Origin of the sequence: Thermococcus sp. LS1 (genome assembly GCF_012027395.1) — an archaeon.
Classification (GTDB): domain Archaea; phylum Methanobacteriota_B; class Thermococci; order Thermococcales; family Thermococcaceae; genus Thermococcus.
On the sequence record NZ_SNUJ01000001.1, the window covers coordinates 794,079 to 810,956 of the forward strand.

Sequence of the window (16,878 nt, forward strand, 5' to 3'; positions counted from 1 at the left end):
ATTTGGACTGAGTGCGTTGTCAACCGTATCGCAATTGCATGTATTGGTTCTATGGACCGGTGTAACTGGAATGCGGCTGTTCTAAAGTTCGAGGCACTTCTCCGCTAACCTTATCTACTTCTCCGAACAAAATCTCGCGGTGGTAGTATGAGGGTCGCCTACGTCCAGATGGAGCCGAAGCTTTTAGAGCCTGAGAAAAACTACTCCAAAGCTGAGAAGCTAATAAAGGATGCTGCCAAGGAAGGAGCAAAGCTGGTGGTTCTTCCCGAGCTCTTCGACACCGGCTACAACTTCGAGAGCAGGGACGAGGTGGGAAGCGTCGCCGGCCAGATTCCGGACGGAGAAACCACTGAGTTTCTTGTTGAGCTCGCCAAGGATCTTGAGGTCTTCATCGTCGCGGGAACCGCGGAGAAAGATGAGAAGGGGAGACTCTACAATTCCGCAGTAATAGTTGGCCCGATAGGCTGGGGCTATATCGGGAAGTACCGCAAAGTTCACCTCTTCTACCGCGAGAAGCTCTTCTTCGAGCCCGGAAACCTCGGCTTCCACGTTTTCAACATCGGCATCGCAAAGGTCGGAGTTATGATATGCTTTGACTGGTTCTTCCCAGAATCGGCAAGAACGCTCGCTCTGAAGGGAGCGGAGATAATAGCCCACCCGAGCAACCTCGTCATGCCCTACGCACCGAGGGCCATGCCAATCAGGGCCTTGGAGAACCGTGTTTATACTATAACCGCTAATCGCATAGGCGAGGAGCGGGGTCTTAGGTTCATAGGCAAGAGCACAATAGCCTCACCGAAGGCCGAAGTTTTGGTAGTGGGAAGTGAGGATAAGGAAGAGATTGGTGTTGTCGAGATTGACCTGAACCTCACCGGGGACAAGAGGCTCAATGAGTTCAACGACATATTCAAGGACAGGCGGCCTGAGTTCTACCTCCTGTGATAATTTCTCTTTATCTTTTCTTGGATGTTATGTAAATGTCTCACTCTCTGGGAACGATATCTTGGATGGTCATCAGCGATGTTGCAGAATCCTTAAACATTACGGTTGTGATTTTCATAACCTACAATGACCAACCATTTTCGTTGGATAAATTACATAAAAACCTCTCCACAGCCCTCCGTTTCAGTTTTGGAGGCTTTTTTCGAAAGGGTTTTAAGAAATAAGGTCACAAATAATAACTGGTGCTTAAAATGAGAAGCTCAATCTTCATAGGGCTTGCACTCATGGTCGCCTTGGTGATTGGCTTCGCAGTGCAGGCGGAACTCTTCACGGCCAACTATGTCTACCAGAAGAGCTATCTTTGTTCTGATAAGATACAAGCCGAGTTCATCCCAGCTGACACTCACGTCACGGGCTACATAAGGGCGGAGAACCCGTTCTCGGCCTACGTCGTTGTATCGAACTCTGGATACTTTGAGAGCCTTGAAAAGAGTGAGGTTGTCCGCAGTTGGGAGAACGTGACAGAGGCCAAACTCGATTTTGATGCGCCGGGTGAGAACTGCTACCTCGTAGTGAAGAACGGGAACACGAGCCAGATAGTTGAGATAAAGTTCAAAGCTGAGCGCTGAATGGAAAAATAGAGGATCAAAAATCAGCGAGTACCTCCCTAGCGGTGTTCTTCCTCGGCCTTCTGAAGTAGAGCAGGTGGGAAACACCGTTGATCCCGTGTTCGTTTCTTGTGATGAGTTTCCATTCCCTAAAGAAAACGCTTCCGATGGCCAACTGGGAAGCGAGATCCCAGAGCCTATGCTCCTCTTCGGTGATCTTCTCGAAGCCCGGCAGCTTGTAGTACGTCCTCCTGAAGGTGCCCCTCTTGAGGTTATAGCCCTCATGAACCGAAATTAGGGTGTAGTCTTCCGTTTTGGATTCGACGAGGAAGTCCTTGTAGCCTATCTGGTAGAGGATTCCATAGACCCTGTCAGTTTCCTCCATAACGAAAACTCCGTCTTCGCTCAGGCTCAGGGCCACGTTTGCGAATATTCTTACCGCATCGAAGGGGTCGAAGTGCGGCATTGTGAGTCCCCAGAGTAGGGCCAGATCGTGCTCCCCTACGAGCTTTGAAACTTCCCTCACATCCCCGGTGACGAGTCTGAGCTCAGGACTTATCTCAGCTATCTCGAGCCACTTCCTGGCCTTCTCAAGGTCCTCCTTCCTTGCGTCCAGAACCGTCAGCAGCGGGGCATTAGTAGCTCTGGCAGCAGCGACCCCGGCAATCCCCGTGCCGGCGCAGAGGTCGAGCACTCTGGGCTCTTCTGGCAGGAGCCCTTCCATGAACTCGAAGACCTTCACTATCCTCCAGAACCTCCCAACTGCCCGTTCATCATCAGGATCCATTCTCCAACGAAGGTAGCGGTAGAGCTCCTCCAGTGACATGGTATCACCACAGCCAATAATACATGAAGTTATTTAAATCAATCGAAAGACTTAAATATCTTGTAAACTTACATAGGTTGACAAAAATACCCGGTGGTAGCGCATGAGGTCAGGGATTCACAGAGGATATTTGACCATCACAACCCTGGCATTCGCGGCGTTCACTATGGGTGCAGTGTTTCAAAACGACACTATGTTGGTGTTCTCGTTCCTGCTTCTGGCTATTGGTATATTCATGTTCTACGGAAGGAAAGTCCGGATGGAGAACGGTAGGATTATCTTAGAGTGGGGATTCTTCCTGAAACGTAGAAAGGTAATTGAGCCCGGTGATATCATCGAGGTTGTGGATGCCCCATCGAACAGGTATCTTGTCTTTGCCCGCTATATGCCGGAGGTTCTTCTGCTTCCGGCTGTTATGGTGCTCTTTGGTTTTTTGGCATTTTTTGTCACGGATTTTAGATGGGTTGGCCTGGGATGGATCCTCTTTGGTGGAATACAGCTCGTATCGTACACCTACTCCGAAGCCGAAAGAAGGAAGGGAGCGGCCCTGATTCTTTCACTTACACTGCTCGTTGCACTCGTCGGGTATTTTGTTAAGGTTGAGGTTGTTGCTCCAATAGTTGTTTCGGGAATGCTGCTTGCAGGTCTGTTCTGGGAGGATGGTCCCATATTCACGAATATGATTTTCATTGTGACTAGAGAAGGAGTTTACACGATAACCTACACCTCCCGAAACGATATAAAGGCTCTGCTGGCTGCCTTGGGTGGTGAGGGATGGAGGTTAAAGGAGCGAGAATGATACCTTTTAGCGGGTTGCCCTTTTTGTTCTCGGCTATGGGGGTTTTGATGCTTATCTTAGCGGGCTATCTGGAGGGGTTAATTGGTTACAACCCTGGGATAATACCTATTATACTGTTTCTGCTCTCCAGCGGTACTTCAGTTGAGGTTCGGAATAATGAACTTCTTCTCCACTACGGATTTGGAAAACTGGCTGTGAGAATAGGGCTCGAGGACATCAGGGAGCTGACCCTTCTGAACAGGCTTGAAAGAGGGGTGATTATGCGTTATTTCAAGGGTGAGGCTTTCATAGTGCTAATCCTGTTAGTTTGTGCCATTTTTGATATGGTTCTCATGAAGGGCGAGGGGATTGGATGGGAAGTTTATGGAGACGTCTTGGCAATGATCTTTTTGACTCCATACTTTCTTCTGTTGATGCTTCCGTTCAGGAGCAGGTGGATAACCTACTCTGTGGGGTTTATCTGTGCTGGACTGGCTTTGATTCTCCCAATGATGTTTCATGATGCTGCTTATCTCTTTTGGGGACCCTTCTGGACTGCTGTTGTTATTTTCATGCTTCGAGAGTTCTATTCGAAGGACTACGTGCTCTTGAAGACTGAGAAGGGGATGTACCTGATAGCAACGGATGACGGCAGTGCGTCCCTCAGCACCATCCGGGGGGAGATTTCATGACCCTTCGTCCAAGTTGGCACAGGAGAGCATGGTGGATTGGAACAGCCATTGGAGTTTTCATGGTCTTGTACATTCTGACAGGTAGGAGAGAGTTCATGTTGGCTTCGGCAACATTGTTCTGGAGTTCCCTTGCGATCTTCATGGGACGACCTGTTCGCATTGAGGAAAGAGAACTTGTGCTCGAGTGGGGATGGCCCCTTGTTATCCTGAGGAAGCATATCCCTCTGGATGCGATAGTCGAAGTGCTGGATCCATCTTCAGTTGGGATGGTGAGACTCCTCAAATACTTCAAAGAAATGATCATTCTCTCCATCCTATGGGTCTTCATTGGAATTCTGGGCATTGTCACGGACGCACCATACGGTCCCTACATGTGGGCGATGTGGATATACTGGGGCATCCTGCCCCTTCTAATGTATCTTTTCCCATACAGCGCCAGGAAGGAACTTACTATGAGCATTCTTCTCCTTACGATCCCAGTGGCGGCTTACCTTTATCGGACAGTTGAACCAAGCATAGGCCTTTACATTCTGATGGCTGGCATGGTGATGGCAGGAATGGCCTATGACGGTGTATTGCAGCAAAAGGGTGTTATATTAATAACTGAAGATGATGTCTATATGCTGTTTGCCGGGAGTTCCGGGGACGTTGAAAAGTTCCTCAAGCAGCTGGCGGGGGTCTTCAATGCTTCGGCTTCCTGAGGGTATGGAAAGGATCTGGCTCATGAAGGCAAGAGGAATGAGAGAAGTTGAAATAGCTGAGACTCTTGGGATTTCGAGACAGGCCGTCAACAAAGCTTTGCGGGACGCCAGGATGAAACTTTTTGAGGCCTTTTTTGGTTTGGCTGAAATCTTCTCCTGGGATGTGGTTAGAGTTAACGCGGAGAAGGGGTTCATGGTTGCAAGGGGAAGGTGCGGAAGCTCTTCGGTGAGGGTCTATGCCTTCTACCTTCCGGGAAAAGGGATAAGGGCCTTCTTCAACGGGGAGTTCCCGGACTATATACTCGAGCACGCCGTCGATATAGGCCTCATTAGGAGACCGGAAAAAGAGGAGCTTGTTAGGGCGCTGGAGGGCTAATAGTAGCCCTCCTCGTAGGCGCTAACGAGAGCCTTGAAGACCCCGTAGGCAAGAATCGTTAAGCAGAGAAAGGTCAGGAGCAGGCCGCCAAGGACTCCGACGTTGAAGGCAGCTCCGAGGGCTAGGATGAGGAGCATCAGCGAAGCGACGCTCATCGAAAAGGCAAAACCTCTCGCCATCTTCCCCTTAAAGCTGGGAGCTAGCTGGAAGACGAGGGGACGGGAGGCGAAGGCAGTGAGAGCCATGAAGACCGCGATGAGAATGGAGAAGAAGGCAACGCTTCCCTCCGGCAGCCTCGGCGAGAGGGCAAGGACACCCAAGAGGCAGATGGCCTGAAAGGCGAGATGCCTTCTAACGTCCGGCGGCTTTATCTCCCTTCCCTTTCCCTCAGGAGCCTCTACCGAAAGCTCCTCAAGCTCGTACTCCCTCTTTGCCACGAGGTAAGCGATTGCAACCGAGGAGAGCAGCCCGACGAGCAGGAGCCCCCACAGATAGAACATCGGCAGGAAGAAGCCCGCGATAATCAGCAGGGTGCCTGTTGCGATGATCAGTCCGCCTGAAACGCGGTTGGCCTTTCTCCTCGCCCGCTCGGAGAGGTAGGTGTAGCCGATGCGAAAGCCGATTCCGGGCTCGTCTTTGGCCGTGAAGGTTAATGCCCCCATAATTATGAGGAAAGCGCCCATGAAGAGCGCGTAGAGAACCCTGAGGAGCTCAGCCCACATAGCCCCTCGCCCTCAGGAACCTGTATATCATAATGCCCGTGACAGCCAAAATGAGCCAGGCGGAGTAGCTTATCCATTCCCCAGCCAGGAGACCCGCGTTGTATAGGAGTGTCGCGGTGAGGACCACAATGAGCAGGATGCTGAAGACCGTCATGAACTCGGCGAAGGCCCTCCAGCCTTTCTCGCTGAACTTAAGCTGTGGTGCAAAACCCGGCTCCCTGAGGAGAAGGGTCATCGTGATTGGGAGGACTTGGGCAATCAGGGGGAGGATAATTGCTCCCACGTCTTTAGATGCGAAGTTGTCCGGTTCTCCGCTCGCGTTGAAGTGGATGGCTACCTTTTCCGGCAACTTGTCCCAGAGGAGAATCGTTAGTACGAGATAGAAAACCACTGCTGAGAGCTGAACGATTATGTAGGGTCTGACGTTGACATTTATGGGCTCAGTTGGTCTTTCCGGGGCATTATCAGAGAGATCCTCAATCTCGTAGGCTTTCTTTGCAATTAAAGTGCCAAGAAAAAGGAGCAGGAGGATGCCGGCTATCATGACAAGGACGAATACGTTGAGGGAAACGTCCGCGATGGCCAGGACGAGGAGGAAGAGCGATAATGCCATCATGAATATTCCAGCGAAGGTATTTGCCTTCCTCCATGCCTCGTCGGACTGATAGGTGTAGCCTATCCTGAAGCCTATGAAGTACTGCCTTTTGTTTCTGAAGGCGAGGGTCAAGAGACCAGCAACGAAGAGCGTCATAACGATGTATAGTTCTACCCACTCCATTCAAATCCCTCCACACGCTCAAGAATTGCACGTATCTCCTTTATTTCACCCCTCAGCTCGGTTAGAACTTCCCTTCCAAGATCCGTAAGTCTGTAATACTTCCTCGGCCTTCCGCCGACCTCGGCCCAGAAGTCCTCAACGAGCCCGTACTTCTTCAGGCTCTTGAGGAGGTCGTAGAGAGTTCCCTCGCTCGGAACAAGCCTTCCACTGCTCAGCTTCTCAAGCTCCTTCCTTATCACATATCCGTGCATCTCTCCTCTCTTTTCTAAGAGAGAAAGGACTAAATAGGAGTAAAGACCGGAGCGTAGGTCCTTGAGAAGCTTTTTGAGTGCCCTCTCCTTTTTGTTACCAAGCAATCACTTCACCATATTACTTTTTCTTCCTCAGGCTTCTCGACCTTCACCCTGGGGATTATGTAGTACATGAGCGCGAGCGCTATTACGGCAAAGATTGCCTCAGTGGCGTACATAAATGTCTCGCTCCCTGTCAGCTGGTAGTAGGCTGCCATTGAATCAACAATCGTATGCAGACCGACGATTGCGATCAGTCCCTTCTTTCCGAAGCCTTCTCTGTATGCGTAGGCGAGGAAGACCGTTGTTCCCACATGGAAGAGCACGGCAAAGTAGCGCTCGACCAGCGAGAGGAGGGCCGTGCTGACTGGAACGTCCAGTGGGGTCTCGCTCGCTATCGCGGCAACGGCGGCGATTATTCCCACAAAGAAAGCTTCGGTAACGCCGAATCCAAGTCCCACGAAGAGAGCAGTCCTTAGGTTCTTCCCTTTAACTAGAAGATATTTGGTGCCCTCCTGGACGAGGCCGGCAACAAAGCCCAGCCACAGCGAGGCCGCTATGGTAAAGGCTGCTCCCTTGGCTACCACGTCAGCGTTCGAACGTATTCCCAGCGCCAGTAGAGGCAACTGCTGGATTGGGTTCTGAACGATTATCGCAATGAAGAATATTGCCAGCCCGAATACAAACTCTGACCACTTCGTCCTTTTGAAGCCCAGAAAGTATATCGTGGCCCAAGCGAGCAAACCTCCCAGTATCGGGAACGGGAGGAGGTACATAGCCATCACTCCTTTTCCACGACCACCGCAGTACCGTAGGCGTAAACCTCAGCAACGCTAGAACCGACGTTCGCAGTCGCGAAGCGGACGTTTACAACGGCGTTTGCTCCGAGCTCCTTGGCGTGGAGTATCATCCTTTTCAGAGCCTCCTCCCGGGCCTCGGCCATCATCTGAGTATACTCTTTCACTTCACCACCTTTTATGTTCCTGAAAACGGCCATTATGTCCTTTCCCAGGTGAGTGGCCTTCACGATGCCACCGCGGGCTATTCCCTTGACTTCCACTATCCGGTACCCGGGCACGCTCTCAGTTGTAACCACAATGATGTCCTCCATAACGTTCACCTCCAATACCTCGGACTTCGAGGTATGTTGGGGGGGTGGAAATATAAAAAGTTTTTTTATTGTAGAAACTACTGCTCCCTAAATTTTGAGTTATTTACAGAGTTGGGATTAACCCGTGAAGTGTTGTTAAAATAGAAAAGAACTCAGCTGACCGAGTGATAGTAGATCACATAGGTATCCGAATCATCGTAGACCTCTTGGGGTGCAACGCCATACGCGTAGGTCCAGCTCCAGCCTGGATTGGCATCAATGTCTGGTCCACCGGCGGCTATGTAGGATGCCCAAACGAGCTCGGAGCAGTAGTAGCTATCGCCATAGACCTGCTTGGTGTACCAAGCGTAGTCATAAGGCTTGCCGAGCTGATAATATGCAAAGTACACGGCGTTCAGTCTTACATAATCGTTGGTGTTGACTCTAAGGACGGCAACCGTATCGTACCTGCTGAGGAACTCGCTTAGGGGAGTGAGAATGACACCATCGAAGGTAGCCTCAATGACTATCCATTCCCCAATTGAAGTGTCGTAGTATGCTATCATTCCTGTGTGGGTCCAGTATCCGGGGATTACTAAGTCGGTTGTTGGGTTGTGGCCTATAACTATGTCCCCTGCAATGAGGCCTGTTGGATATGGGTGGTAGTAGCTGTCTTCTTCGGTGCTGCTTGTTGCAGTTACCGGGGTGGCAAGTACTACCACCAGCATGATACTCACGATAAGGTATTTTAATGTCTTCATTTGAGCACCCCCGTCCATTGATAGTCACCAAAGTATTTTGGCAATCTTTTATAAGTTTTTTCCAATATTTTGAATAACATACGCGTTAAGTTATATTATTCCTTTATGTTGGAGAAACTATAATGCGCTGTCTATTTACTTTCGCCAATAACGTCTGCCTCAAATGGGCTTGTGGTGTTCTCTTGTCTCAACGCAACAGTTTTAATAAGACGGTCCAAATTTCCTGCCATGAAGAGTGTTCATGATATACCTGTTTCGAGCGTTTTGTCGGTGCTTCATAATATTCGGGCTACACGCGTCCTCATCCAAACTCCCGAGGGACTGAAAAGAGAGGCTCAGAATCTCGCTGATTTCCTTGAGGAAAACGGGATAGAGGCGATAATAAGCGGCGACATCAACTACGGAGCCTGTGACCCGGCTGACAGAGAAGCGAAAGCCCTTGGTTGTGATGCCCTGATTCACCTCGGCCACAGCTACATGAAGCTTAACCTTGAGGTTCCCACCATCTTTGTTCCAGCCTTTGCCAAAGTTGACGTTCTTCCTGCGCTGGAGAAGAATCTGGACGAAATTAAAAAGCTCGGGAGGAAGATAGCGCTCGTTACAACCGCCCAGCATATACACCAGCTGGAAAGGGCCAAGGAGTTCCTTGAAAATGCCGGCTTTGAAGTCCTTATAGGTGCGGGCGACGGAAGGGTAAGCTGGTGCGGCCAGGTTCTCGGCTGCACATTCACCGCCGCCAAAGTTGACGCCGATGGAGTGCTTTTCATTGGGGCAGGGTATTTCCATCCGATAGGAGTTGCCTTAGCGACGAAGAAGCCCACTCTGGCAGTAAACCCCTACAGCGGCGACGCGATATGGATGGAGAAAGAGGCTGAGCGGATTATTCGGAAGAGGTGGGCCCAGATAGCGAAAGCCTATGATGCCAAAAAGTTCGGTGTCGTTGTAAGCACCAAGAAAGGCCAGCTTCGCTTGGCTGAAGCCAAAAAGATTGTGGAACTCCTGCGTAGGCATGGCAAATACGCCAGGCTAATAGCTATGAACCACATAAGCTACTCTGCGCTGGAGGGCTTTGACTTCGATGCCTATGTGGTTGTTGCCTGCCCCAGGGTGCCCATAGACGACGCTGAAAACTGGAGAAAGCCAGTTCTAACGCCCCCTGAGGTTGAGATTCTCTTGGGCCTTCGCGAGGACTACGAATTCGATGAAATCCTTGGCGGGAAGCGCGAGAAGGACGAGCCGTTCGGCATAGCCCTCCACGGGGTGAGAGGGTGAAAAAGAAGCACCTTGCGATGATACTTTCAAAGCTGAAGGGTTTCCCCGAGCCGAAGCCCGAACTTGAGCAGTACAGGACACCTGGCGACGTCGCGGCGGAACTGCTTTGGCTGGCCCACTCTGTCGGAGACATTGGGGGAAAGGTTATAGCGGATTTAGGTGCCGGGACTGGAGTTCTGAGTGTTGGTGCGTGCCTGATGGGGGCTGAAAGGGTCTATGCCGTTGAAATAGATGAAGAGGCTTTAGGGCTCGCCAGGAAAAACGTTGAATCTCTCGGTCTCGAGGACTGCGTTGAGTTTGTGAACTCTGACGTCTTGGATTTCTCTGCTCGGGTTGATACCGTGATAATGAACCCTCCCTTTGGCAGTCAGGTGAAGCATGCCGACAGACCCTTTCTTATGAAGGCCTTTGGGATAAGTGACGTCGTTTATTCCATTCACCTCGCGAAGCCCGAAGTGAGGAGGTTCATCGAAGCGTTCGTTAGAGATGCTGGTTTTTCAATAACTCATAGAATAACCCTTCCCTTTGAGATTCCTGCCCAATTCTTCTTCCATAGGAAGAAACTGGAGAGGATTTTGGTAGATATTTACAGGTTTGAAAGAACCTGAAACACTGGTGAGCGAAAAAAATATATTGGATAACCTCCAACTAATGGCAGTTGCTATAATCGGTAATGGTGGCTGTAATGACTGGGGTTTCCGTTGATAAAATTAGAGAGTTAATACTTTCTTGGCAGATGAGGGATGCAGTAAAGCTATCCCGAGATAGTGAAGAGGTTCTCTTGGCTCTCATTGAACTCATCAGCGAGGAAGACAGGATCACAAAGATACGAGCTCTTTCTGCTCTGGGAGAGGTTCTCAAAGGGGCCGACAAAAAGACAAAGTCCTTAATACTGGGGAATGGCTTCGATGCAATAGTCGGAACCCTCCGGGAAGGGGATGAGCGGCTGAAAGTGAGAGCTCTTAGGGTTTTAAAACGTCTGCTTGAAGGAAATCCCCTAACGAAAAATCAGCTGGCTAAGCTAGTGGATGCGCTTGCTTCGCTAGTTTCTGATAACGACGGTCTTGCATGGCTTGAGGCGGTGGAGCTCACGGGAAATATTTCCACGACATATTCCATTGATGGAGTGCTGTCTAGGATTGATCCTCTTCTCACTTCACCCAATCTTCGTGAAAAGGCTCTGGGTATTCGGTTGCTCCTGGCCTTAGGAGGGCCCTCAGAGGAGAACTGGGGTTCCATCGTTAGCGGAATCGCTGAACTCCTGAGGAGCAAGGACCCTCTTCTCGTGGAGGTCGGTCTTGATTCTGCGGCTGATATGCTAAATCTTCCCATTGCTCTTCCTATGGAAAGGATCATCGAGAATATTCTTCCTGCCCTCAAGGAGTTCACAAAGAGTGCGGATACTTTAGTCCTGCGCGCAAAAGCCAGAGAAGTCATAGGGCTCTTGGAAGGTGCACTCTACAATTACTACCGCTCTAGGCCCATTGAGGCACGGAACGCCGTTAGGAAGTTCCTTAGTGCAGGATTTGTTGACGAGGCTATGATGCTTTCCTTGGTCGTGGGGGACTCTTCGCTACTGCTCGGGACGAGCAGTGGTATGGGATCATTCAGCGTGCCGGGACAGAGATTTGATGAGATGCCGTAGTCCAGGATAGGTCGTAACTTCTGTTTGTATTATCTTACGGATCAGTTAAATGAACCTTGAAGTTACTTTGGAATTCGGAAAGCGAAATCAATATATGTACAGATTCAAACTCTATAATATAATGCCCGCGAATAACCCCATATCAAAGACTGAGCTTAGGGAGTTAGTGCTTTCGTGGCAGATATTGGACGCAGTTAGTCTAGCCTTAGAGGATAAGCGGGCACTTTTTCTGATTCTGGAGCTTGCAGGAGAAGATGATGAAACCACACGCCTTAGAGCTTTCGTAGCTTTAGGTGAGATTCTCAAAAGGGCCGACAGTGATCTTAGGATGATGGTTCTGGAGGGGCACTTGGATGTGTTTACCGATGCACTATCCCTGAAGAACGAAAAGGTCACTATCAAGGCCCTTCGTGCCCTGGGATATCTGGTTGAGGGCATCCCCCTGGAATCAAAAGCGTTTCTGAAGGCGGCGAAAGCTCTGGTTAGCTTGTTAGGAAGCTCGGACGATGTGATGAAGATAGAAGCCATTGATGTTCTTTCAAAGCTGCGGCCTCTGGAAGATTCGAAATTGGTGAGGGCCTACATAAACGAACTTGTGGCTTCCCCCAATCCATACACAAAGGTGACAGGGTTTTATCTGTTCCTTAACGTGCTGAATTCGTCCGCTGATAGCGGCTCTTTGACACGCATACTCGATGAAATTCCTCCTCTCCTCCAGAACGACAACGAGTTTATCGTTGAACTGACTCTAGATGTACTTGAAAAAGCTCTGAGTTTTCCTCTTCCAGAAGACGTAAAGACAGAACTCTTGGAGATTTCCCGGGTTGTGAATGGTTTGGTTTACCGGGAAGGGGCACCCGTGATACGATTGAAGGCCAAAAGGGTTTCCAATCTCATTGATTCCATTGTTTCTGTCCAACCCCAGCTGTTCGCAGACTTTAAAACCCCAACCGGGAACACCCAATGAGGGGTTGAAGTGGGGAAGCTTAAGCTGAGCGACAGGCAGCTCTATGCCATCATTGAAGCTGTTAAGCTTGGTGAGGAGCTTAAGCCGAGCCAGCAGGCTAAGAGAAAGGCCTTCGCCAAGTATAAAATCGAAGGCTGGGAAAATTCCAAGCTAACGGGTATATTTTACTCCATTCAGCGCAGACTCGGTTTGATAGATGAGATAATAGAAGAGCTTGTTGGCGTTTCCCCGTTCATCCTCGACCCGTGGCTGAGGGCTACGCTGAGGGTTGCCATTGAGGTGTCGGTCTTTAGGGATCCAAACGAGAGGACGAGGCAACATCTCAAGGGGCTCGCCCAGTTTCTATCGAAGAAAACGCACCCCTTTGTGGGCTATTACTACTACGACCTTCTTCCGAGGATTCTTGAGTACGTTCCAAAGCTCGACACCGAAGAGAAGCGCCTGAAGTGGGACTACCTCTTCCCCGAGTGGTTCATAAAAAGAATGAAAGAACTCATTGGAGACGAGGCGGAGGAGCTTCTCAAGGCCCTCAACGAGACCCTGCCGACGAGCATGAGGGTTAACCTGCTGAAAACGAGCGTTGAAGAGGTCGAGGATTATCTAAAAAGCAAAAATGTCCGCTTTGAGAGGAGTGAGCGCGTTGGAACAGTTTTGAGAATCCTCGACTCCTTCAACCCTGAGTGGCTCTTCAACAAGGGCTGGACAATTCCCCAGGAGGAAGCGGCAGCGATTGCCTCACTTGTTCTGGCCCCGGAACCTGGCGAGACCGTCGTTGATCTGGCCGCCGCTCCTGGCGGAAAGACTGCCCACATGGCAGAGCTGATGAACAACAGAGGCAAAATCTACGCTTTTGACATTGACTCGGCGAGGATAAAGCGCATGAAGGAAGTTCTCAGGAGGACTGGGGTTGAGATAGCCGAGACCATAAAGGCCGACGGCAGAAAAGCACCGGGAATTCTCGGTGAGAGAATAGCCGACAGAGTCCTTCTTGATGCACCGTGCACGAGCGACGGGACGATAGCCAAAAATCCAGAGCTTAGATGGCGTCTGCGTGAGAAAAATATTTCAAAGGTCGTTCAGCTCCAGAAGGAGCTCATTGAGAGTGCCTGGAAGCTTTTGAAGCCTGGGGGGAGGCTGCTTTATTCAACCTGCTCGATGCTGCCAGAAGAAAACGAGGGCGTTGTGGAGTGGTTCCTGAAGAGGCATAAGAATGCTGAACTGATACCACTAAACGGTCCCTACGATGAGGGATTTCTGCCCGGAACGATGAGGGCGTGGCCTCACAGACATAAAACGATAGGCTTCTTCTATGCCCTGATAGAAAAGAAAGGGGATTAGGACTCCTTATCTACCTTTACCCTTAGCTCGTTGGCGAACCAGTTCACCCTCTGCGGGAACGGTATCTCTATTCCCGCCTCGTCCAGAGCCTTCTTGATTCTGGATATGACCTCAGTCCTGACGTCGAACCACTTCTCACTCGGCGCCCAGCCCCTGATTGAAAGCACCACTGCGCTGTCCCCAAGTTCCTTTACGAACACGACCGGCTCCGGCTCGGCTAAAACGAGGGGCATCTCGTCGAGGGTCTCTTTTATAATCTCGATAGCCTTCTCAACATCGGTACTGTAGGCTATGCCAATCTCAACCTCTACCCGTCTCGCAGGATACCTCTGGAGGTTGACGATATTGCTGTTGAAGAGCTTCTCGTTCGGAATCCTGATGAGCGTTCCGTCCCAGGCGCGGATTCTCGTTGAAAGTATCCTTATGTCCTCAACAATACCCTCGAGTTCACCTATTTTCACCTGGTCGCCGATGTTGAGGGGCTTGTCGAAGTACATGAAGACTCCTGAGATGAAGTTTGCAACGACGGTTTGTGCCGAGAAACCGAGGATGATACCAGTTATTCCTGCCGCTGCCAGGAGGGCGCTCAGCTCAGCACTTATTCTGGCAAAGCTGAGAGCCAGAAAGAAAGCTATGGTGATGAAAGTGTAGTAGAATATCTTCGCCTTTATCTGAACGTCGGGGGAAGGTTTCTTGCCCGCGCTCATTATGAGGTAGTCCTTGGATTTTTTGGCGATGAGGTATGCAAAGTAGAAGAAGCCGACCGCGAAGGCGACGTTTCCAACGCTGGTGGGTCCTATCTGGTAGTTCATCACGCCTATCACGTAGAGCGCCCATATCATGCCTCCGAGCACGAACATGCGGAACACTATATCAGCGGTGTCCTCGTTGATTATCCAGGTGAGAGTGGTTTCCTTTGACTTTCGAATTATGAGCTTTCTCAGAATTCTCCCGAGGATTATCATGCCTATTATGATGAGAACCGCCTCAATGCCCGTCCAGAGACTTATCTCAATAGGTACCAGACTTTCCACGCCTCCCGGTGAAGTTGTGGTCGTGTTGCCTGTCACGTTAGCCATCGTCACCACCTCATCCTGAAGTTCGGCAGAGGTTCTGCTTTATGGGTAGCCTTGAGCGTCCCATCGGGCGGGTTGCCGGTGTTGTTGACCTCGTAGGGCTCTTTCGTTGTCAGTATCACGAGGGGATAATAGGCCTTTTCGCTGGAGTAGAACATAACACTGTTCCTTATCGGGACGGTTATCCTTTCCACCAGCTTCCATTCGTCAGTAGGGTTGTTTATCACGAGCTTCATGATTCCCAGCTCGTCGGGAATCTTATCGTGAAACTCGCTCACGTGATAGCGCGCTATCACTCCGATGTTATTCTCGCCATAGAGGGCGTACTTCTCCCTTCCTACAACGAAGCGGTCTATCGTGACGTTTCCGCTCTTGACTTCAATGTCCACGGGGGCGGAGAGGTATCCGGTCAGTCTTTCCCTGGGGGGAACGGCTATCCTTGGTGAGAACCTTATCATGAGGAACTTGACGCCGTAGCCCTCAGCCGGGGCCGGGAGTACTCTGAAGGCACCATCGCCCTTCTTTATGAGAACCCGAACATCATCCCGCGTGTAAAGCACGCTGTCATCGGGCCTTTCGAGGAGGTGTATCTTCTTGTCGAGGATTTTGATGAACTTCGTTCTGAGCTCGTGCTCTCCAAACATGGAAGAAAATAGGTTTTGAAAGATTTAAAGTTTGCCTGAATTAATCGTCTATACGTCGTCTATGCGAACAGGCCTTGGAGAAGGGGTAAGAAAAAGTAAATGCTCTATCAACCGCCCTTCTCGAGTCCCAGGTCTTCCAGCTTAAGGTATGAATATACTACGGTAGTCTTTCCTGTCTGAGCATCTTTATACGAGTAATAGCCGTCGCTTTCAATGACTAATGGCAGATCCGGTGAGAACTTCCCTTCTCCCTGGAGGATAACCCCCTCCCCGGTTCCCTCGTACTTCCACTGGAAGTCGATCAGCTTGAATGTGAAGCCTGCGTAGCTAGCTGTTCCGTCCGGGTTCGTGCTCCAGCTCCAGGTGTGGCCCATTCCGTCCGTCCACATTCCGGACTGTGGTATGAGGACATTGACGTCGCTCCACTCGTACCAGAACCCGAGATGGATGAGGCTCACCCATCCCATGTAGAGATAGCCCAGGTCCTCGCTAATCTCTCCTGGAAGGTCCATGTCTCCATCAAAGCATGGGAAGAGCCCGCTCTGGAAGGGCGTCGGGTTCATCATCCTGAAGGTTCTGCCATTGTACTCGAACTGCATTCCGACGAAAATGTTGTCCCCGCTTCCCGTTGGGGAGAGGTACGTGAACCACATGACGTCCCAGGGATACATGAAGGCGTCACTCTCGTTGGAGAGGTACCAGACAGTTACCGTAAGGGTATCGTCCAGAAACGCGCCCTTTATGGGCGTTACGATGGTTGTGTACGCGTAAACATCCTCTTCGCCGAGATCCTTTTTGTTCCCCATCAAATCCATGCCGCACACGTTGACAGTCGCCTTTTCAACGCCCTTCTCGATGATGTACTCGTAAACAGGGGCGCTCTGATTCGGCTGAATCTTATAGCGGTACTTGTAGTAGGTTATCCAGTATGTCTCGCCGCCGAGGTTGAGGGGGGCGTACTCCCACGGGTGTTGCCAGTAGGCTTCCTCCGTGGGGGTCTGGGTTTCCGTCGGAGTGGTTTCGGTTGAACTCGTCGTCTCAGTCTGAGCCGGACTCTGAGTTTCAGATGATGTTTGGGTGGGACTCTGGGCTGGACTGGATGCCGGTGGGGAGGTTTGAGAAGGAGACATCTCGGAAGTGGGGATCTGACTCGTGCTTGTAGGGGTTTGCTCACCCCCACCAAGACAGCCGCTTGCCACGACCATCCCAAACAGTAACAACACCAGCAGAGTCGTTACGATACGTTTCATCCAAATCCCTCCAAACCCGCGAAAAAAAGAAAGTGGGTTGTAGAGATGTGTTATATATTTTCTTGTCGTTTGTCATATTAAAGATTTTCTAAGACTTCAAGTGAACCTGAAGCTATTCAAGA

Annotated in this window: 22 protein-coding genes; 12 read left to right on the forward strand and 10 right to left on the reverse strand. The window is 50.5% G+C overall.

What is annotated here, in order from left to right:
- The first annotated feature begins 147 nt into the window (after positions 1 to 147).
- Both E3E26_RS04195 and E3E26_RS04200 read left to right on the forward strand, forming a co-directional pair.
- Positions 148 to 942, forward strand: coding sequence for a nitrilase (locus tag E3E26_RS04195; RefSeq protein ID WP_167900013.1), 795 nt, complete (start codon positions 148 to 150; stop codon positions 940 to 942).
- 251 nt (positions 943 to 1,193) lie between these two features.
- On the forward strand, positions 1,194 to 1,571 hold the full coding sequence (locus E3E26_RS04200; RefSeq protein ID WP_167900163.1) for a multidrug transporter: 378 nt from the start codon (positions 1,194 to 1,196) through the stop codon (positions 1,569 to 1,571).
- Positions 1,572 to 1,587: 16 nt separating this feature from the next.
- Here E3E26_RS04200 and E3E26_RS04205 read toward each other — a convergent pair whose 3' ends face one another.
- On the reverse strand, positions 1,588 to 2,376 hold the full coding sequence (locus tag E3E26_RS04205; RefSeq protein ID WP_167900014.1) for a class I SAM-dependent methyltransferase: 789 nt from the start codon (positions 2,374 to 2,376) through the stop codon (positions 1,588 to 1,590).
- Positions 2,377 to 2,479: 103 nt separating this feature from the next.
- Here E3E26_RS04205 and E3E26_RS04210 point away from each other — a divergent pair, with 103 nt between their 5' ends.
- The 4 genes from E3E26_RS04210 to E3E26_RS04225 are packed head-to-tail and all read left to right on the forward strand — an operon-like array spanning position 2,480 to position 4,923.
- A complete protein-coding gene (locus tag E3E26_RS04210; protein ID WP_167900015.1) occupies positions 2,480 to 3,175 on the forward strand; it encodes a hypothetical protein in 696 nt (231 codons plus the stop codon).
- Positions 3,151 to 3,846 carry a hypothetical protein gene (locus tag E3E26_RS04215; RefSeq protein ID WP_167900016.1) on the forward strand — a complete coding sequence of 232 codons (696 nt, stop codon included), beginning with the start codon at positions 3,151 to 3,153 and terminating at the stop codon, positions 3,844 to 3,846. The genes E3E26_RS04210 and E3E26_RS04215 overlap by 25 nt, the downstream gene beginning before the upstream one ends.
- Positions 3,843 to 4,547: a hypothetical protein gene (locus tag E3E26_RS04220; RefSeq protein WP_167900017.1), complete on the forward strand. Its 705-nt coding sequence runs from the start codon at positions 3,843 to 3,845 to the stop codon at positions 4,545 to 4,547. The genes E3E26_RS04215 and E3E26_RS04220 overlap by 4 nt, the downstream gene beginning before the upstream one ends.
- Entirely contained in the window at positions 4,531 to 4,923 is a 393-nt protein-coding gene (locus E3E26_RS04225; RefSeq protein WP_167900018.1) for a hypothetical protein, read from the forward strand. Before E3E26_RS04220 ends, E3E26_RS04225 begins: the two co-directional genes overlap by 17 nt.
- On the opposite strand, the gene E3E26_RS04230 is transcribed toward E3E26_RS04225, so the two are convergent.
- The 6 genes from E3E26_RS04230 to E3E26_RS04255 all read right to left on the reverse strand — a co-directional run bounded on the left by E3E26_RS04230 (position 4,920) and on the right by E3E26_RS04255 (position 8,564).
- Complete coding sequence (locus E3E26_RS04230; protein ID WP_240911640.1) at positions 4,920 to 5,645, reverse strand: SdpI family protein; 726 nt, start codon at positions 5,643 to 5,645, stop codon at positions 4,920 to 4,922. The genes E3E26_RS04225 and E3E26_RS04230 overlap by 4 nt on opposite strands.
- On the reverse strand, positions 5,635 to 6,423 hold the full coding sequence (locus tag E3E26_RS04235) for a DUF1648 domain-containing protein (RefSeq protein WP_167900019.1): 789 nt from the start codon (positions 6,421 to 6,423) through the stop codon (positions 5,635 to 5,637). Before E3E26_RS04235 ends, E3E26_RS04230 begins: the two co-directional genes overlap by 11 nt.
- The gene (locus E3E26_RS04240) at positions 6,411 to 6,779 is read right to left on the reverse strand and encodes a PadR family transcriptional regulator (RefSeq protein ID WP_012572893.1); all 369 of its coding nucleotides are present in this window, start codon (positions 6,777 to 6,779) and stop codon (positions 6,411 to 6,413) included. Before E3E26_RS04240 ends, E3E26_RS04235 begins: the two co-directional genes overlap by 13 nt.
- Positions 6,780 to 6,784: 5 nt before the next feature.
- Entirely contained in the window at positions 6,785 to 7,495 is a 711-nt protein-coding gene (locus E3E26_RS04245; RefSeq protein ID WP_240911641.1) for a YhfC family glutamic-type intramembrane protease, read from the reverse strand.
- A complete protein-coding gene (locus E3E26_RS04250; RefSeq protein ID WP_167731048.1) occupies positions 7,495 to 7,824 on the reverse strand; it encodes a heavy metal-binding domain-containing protein in 330 nt (109 codons plus the stop codon). Before E3E26_RS04250 ends, E3E26_RS04245 begins: the two co-directional genes overlap by 1 nt.
- Before the next feature lie 152 nt (positions 7,825 to 7,976).
- Positions 7,977 to 8,564, reverse strand: a complete 588-nt coding sequence (locus tag E3E26_RS04255) for a YiiX/YebB-like N1pC/P60 family cysteine hydrolase (protein WP_167900020.1) — start codon at positions 8,562 to 8,564, stop codon at positions 7,977 to 7,979.
- A gap of 228 nt (positions 8,565 to 8,792) precedes the next feature.
- On the opposite strand from E3E26_RS04255, the gene dph2 reads away from it, so the two are divergent.
- From dph2 to E3E26_RS04280, 5 genes are all read left to right on the forward strand, one after another.
- Positions 8,793 to 9,836 (forward strand): diphthamide biosynthesis enzyme Dph2, encoded by a 1,044-nt coding sequence (dph2, locus tag E3E26_RS04260; RefSeq protein WP_167900021.1) that lies wholly within the window; start codon positions 8,793 to 8,795, stop codon positions 9,834 to 9,836.
- Positions 9,833 to 10,444, forward strand: coding sequence for an METTL5 family protein (locus E3E26_RS04265; protein ID WP_167900022.1), 612 nt, complete (start codon positions 9,833 to 9,835; stop codon positions 10,442 to 10,444). The genes dph2 and E3E26_RS04265 overlap by 4 nt, the downstream gene beginning before the upstream one ends.
- 77 nt (positions 10,445 to 10,521) lie before the next feature.
- The gene (locus E3E26_RS04270) at positions 10,522 to 11,481 is read left to right on the forward strand and encodes a hypothetical protein (RefSeq protein WP_167900023.1); all 960 of its coding nucleotides are present in this window, start codon (positions 10,522 to 10,524) and stop codon (positions 11,479 to 11,481) included.
- Between the two features lie 49 nt (positions 11,482 to 11,530).
- Positions 11,531 to 12,448, forward strand: a complete 918-nt coding sequence (locus E3E26_RS04275; protein ID WP_167900024.1) for a HEAT repeat domain-containing protein — start codon at positions 11,531 to 11,533, stop codon at positions 12,446 to 12,448.
- A 9-nt stretch (positions 12,449 to 12,457) separates the two neighbouring features.
- Positions 12,458 to 13,786, forward strand: coding sequence for an RsmB/NOP family class I SAM-dependent RNA methyltransferase (locus E3E26_RS04280; protein WP_167900025.1), 1,329 nt, complete (start codon positions 12,458 to 12,460; stop codon positions 13,784 to 13,786).
- Here the strand turns inward: E3E26_RS04280 and E3E26_RS11365 are convergent.
- Positions 13,783 to 14,427 carry a mechanosensitive ion channel family protein gene (locus E3E26_RS11365; RefSeq protein WP_370520085.1) on the reverse strand — a complete coding sequence of 215 codons (645 nt, stop codon included), beginning with the start codon at positions 14,425 to 14,427 and terminating at the stop codon, positions 13,783 to 13,785. The two genes, E3E26_RS04280 and E3E26_RS11365, sit on opposite strands and share 4 nt — an antisense overlap.
- Here E3E26_RS11365 and E3E26_RS11370 point away from each other — a divergent pair.
- The gene (locus E3E26_RS11370; RefSeq protein WP_370520086.1) at positions 14,317 to 14,706 is read left to right on the forward strand and encodes a hypothetical protein; all 390 of its coding nucleotides are present in this window, start codon (positions 14,317 to 14,319) and stop codon (positions 14,704 to 14,706) included. The two genes, E3E26_RS11365 and E3E26_RS11370, sit on opposite strands and share 111 nt — an antisense overlap.
- A gap of 161 nt (positions 14,707 to 14,867) precedes the next feature.
- Here E3E26_RS11370 and E3E26_RS04290 read toward each other — a convergent pair whose 3' ends face one another.
- Both E3E26_RS04290 and E3E26_RS04295 read right to left on the reverse strand, forming a co-directional pair.
- Positions 14,868 to 15,506, reverse strand: a complete 639-nt coding sequence (locus E3E26_RS04290; RefSeq protein WP_167900027.1) for a DUF432 domain-containing protein — start codon at positions 15,504 to 15,506, stop codon at positions 14,868 to 14,870.
- 107 nt (positions 15,507 to 15,613) lie between these two features.
- Complete coding sequence (locus E3E26_RS04295) at positions 15,614 to 16,756, reverse strand: hypothetical protein (RefSeq protein ID WP_167900028.1); 1,143 nt, start codon at positions 16,754 to 16,756, stop codon at positions 15,614 to 15,616.
- Between the last annotated feature and the right edge of the window lie 122 nt (positions 16,757 to 16,878).

Excerpts from the sequence above, each read along its gene's own strand:
- E3E26_RS04195 (WP_167900013.1), top strand. The coding sequence starts at position 148 with ATGAGGGTCGCCTACGTCCAGATGGAGCCGAAGCTTTTAGAGCCTGAG.
- E3E26_RS04250 (WP_167731048.1), bottom strand. The coding sequence starts at position 7,824 with ATGGAGGACATCATTGTGGTTACAACTGAGAGCGTGCCCGGGTACCGG.
- E3E26_RS04230 (WP_240911640.1), bottom strand. The coding sequence starts at position 5,645 with ATGTGGGCTGAGCTCCTCAGGGTTCTCTACGCGCTCTTCATGGGCGCT.
- E3E26_RS04200 (WP_167900163.1), top strand. The coding sequence starts at position 1,194 with ATGAGAAGCTCAATCTTCATAGGGCTTGCACTCATGGTCGCCTTGGTG.
- E3E26_RS04245 (WP_240911641.1), bottom strand. The coding sequence starts at position 7,495 with ATGGCTATGTACCTCCTCCCGTTCCCGATACTGGGAGGTTTGCTCGCT.
- E3E26_RS04255 (WP_167900020.1), bottom strand. The coding sequence starts at position 8,564 with ATGAAGACATTAAAATACCTTATCGTGAGTATCATGCTGGTGGTAGTA.
- E3E26_RS04210 (WP_167900015.1), top strand. The coding sequence starts at position 2,480 with ATGAGGTCAGGGATTCACAGAGGATATTTGACCATCACAACCCTGGCA.
- E3E26_RS04290 (WP_167900027.1), bottom strand. The coding sequence starts at position 15,506 with ATGTTTGGAGAGCACGAGCTCAGAACGAAGTTCATCAAAATCCTCGAC.
- E3E26_RS04205 (WP_167900014.1), bottom strand. The coding sequence starts at position 2,376 with ATGTCACTGGAGGAGCTCTACCGCTACCTTCGTTGGAGAATGGATCCT.
- E3E26_RS04270 (WP_167900023.1), top strand. The coding sequence starts at position 10,522 with ATGACTGGGGTTTCCGTTGATAAAATTAGAGAGTTAATACTTTCTTGG.
- E3E26_RS04235 (WP_167900019.1), bottom strand. The coding sequence starts at position 6,423 with ATGGAGTGGGTAGAACTATACATCGTTATGACGCTCTTCGTTGCTGGT.
- E3E26_RS04275 (WP_167900024.1), top strand. The coding sequence starts at position 11,531 with ATGAACCTTGAAGTTACTTTGGAATTCGGAAAGCGAAATCAATATATG.
- E3E26_RS04215 (WP_167900016.1), top strand. The coding sequence starts at position 3,151 with ATGGAGGTTAAAGGAGCGAGAATGATACCTTTTAGCGGGTTGCCCTTT.
- dph2 (WP_167900021.1), top strand. The coding sequence starts at position 8,793 with ATGAAGAGTGTTCATGATATACCTGTTTCGAGCGTTTTGTCGGTGCTT.
- E3E26_RS04225 (WP_167900018.1), top strand. The coding sequence starts at position 4,531 with ATGCTTCGGCTTCCTGAGGGTATGGAAAGGATCTGGCTCATGAAGGCA.
- E3E26_RS04295 (WP_167900028.1), bottom strand. The coding sequence starts at position 16,756 with ATGAAACGTATCGTAACGACTCTGCTGGTGTTGTTACTGTTTGGGATG.
- E3E26_RS04220 (WP_167900017.1), top strand. The coding sequence starts at position 3,843 with ATGACCCTTCGTCCAAGTTGGCACAGGAGAGCATGGTGGATTGGAACA.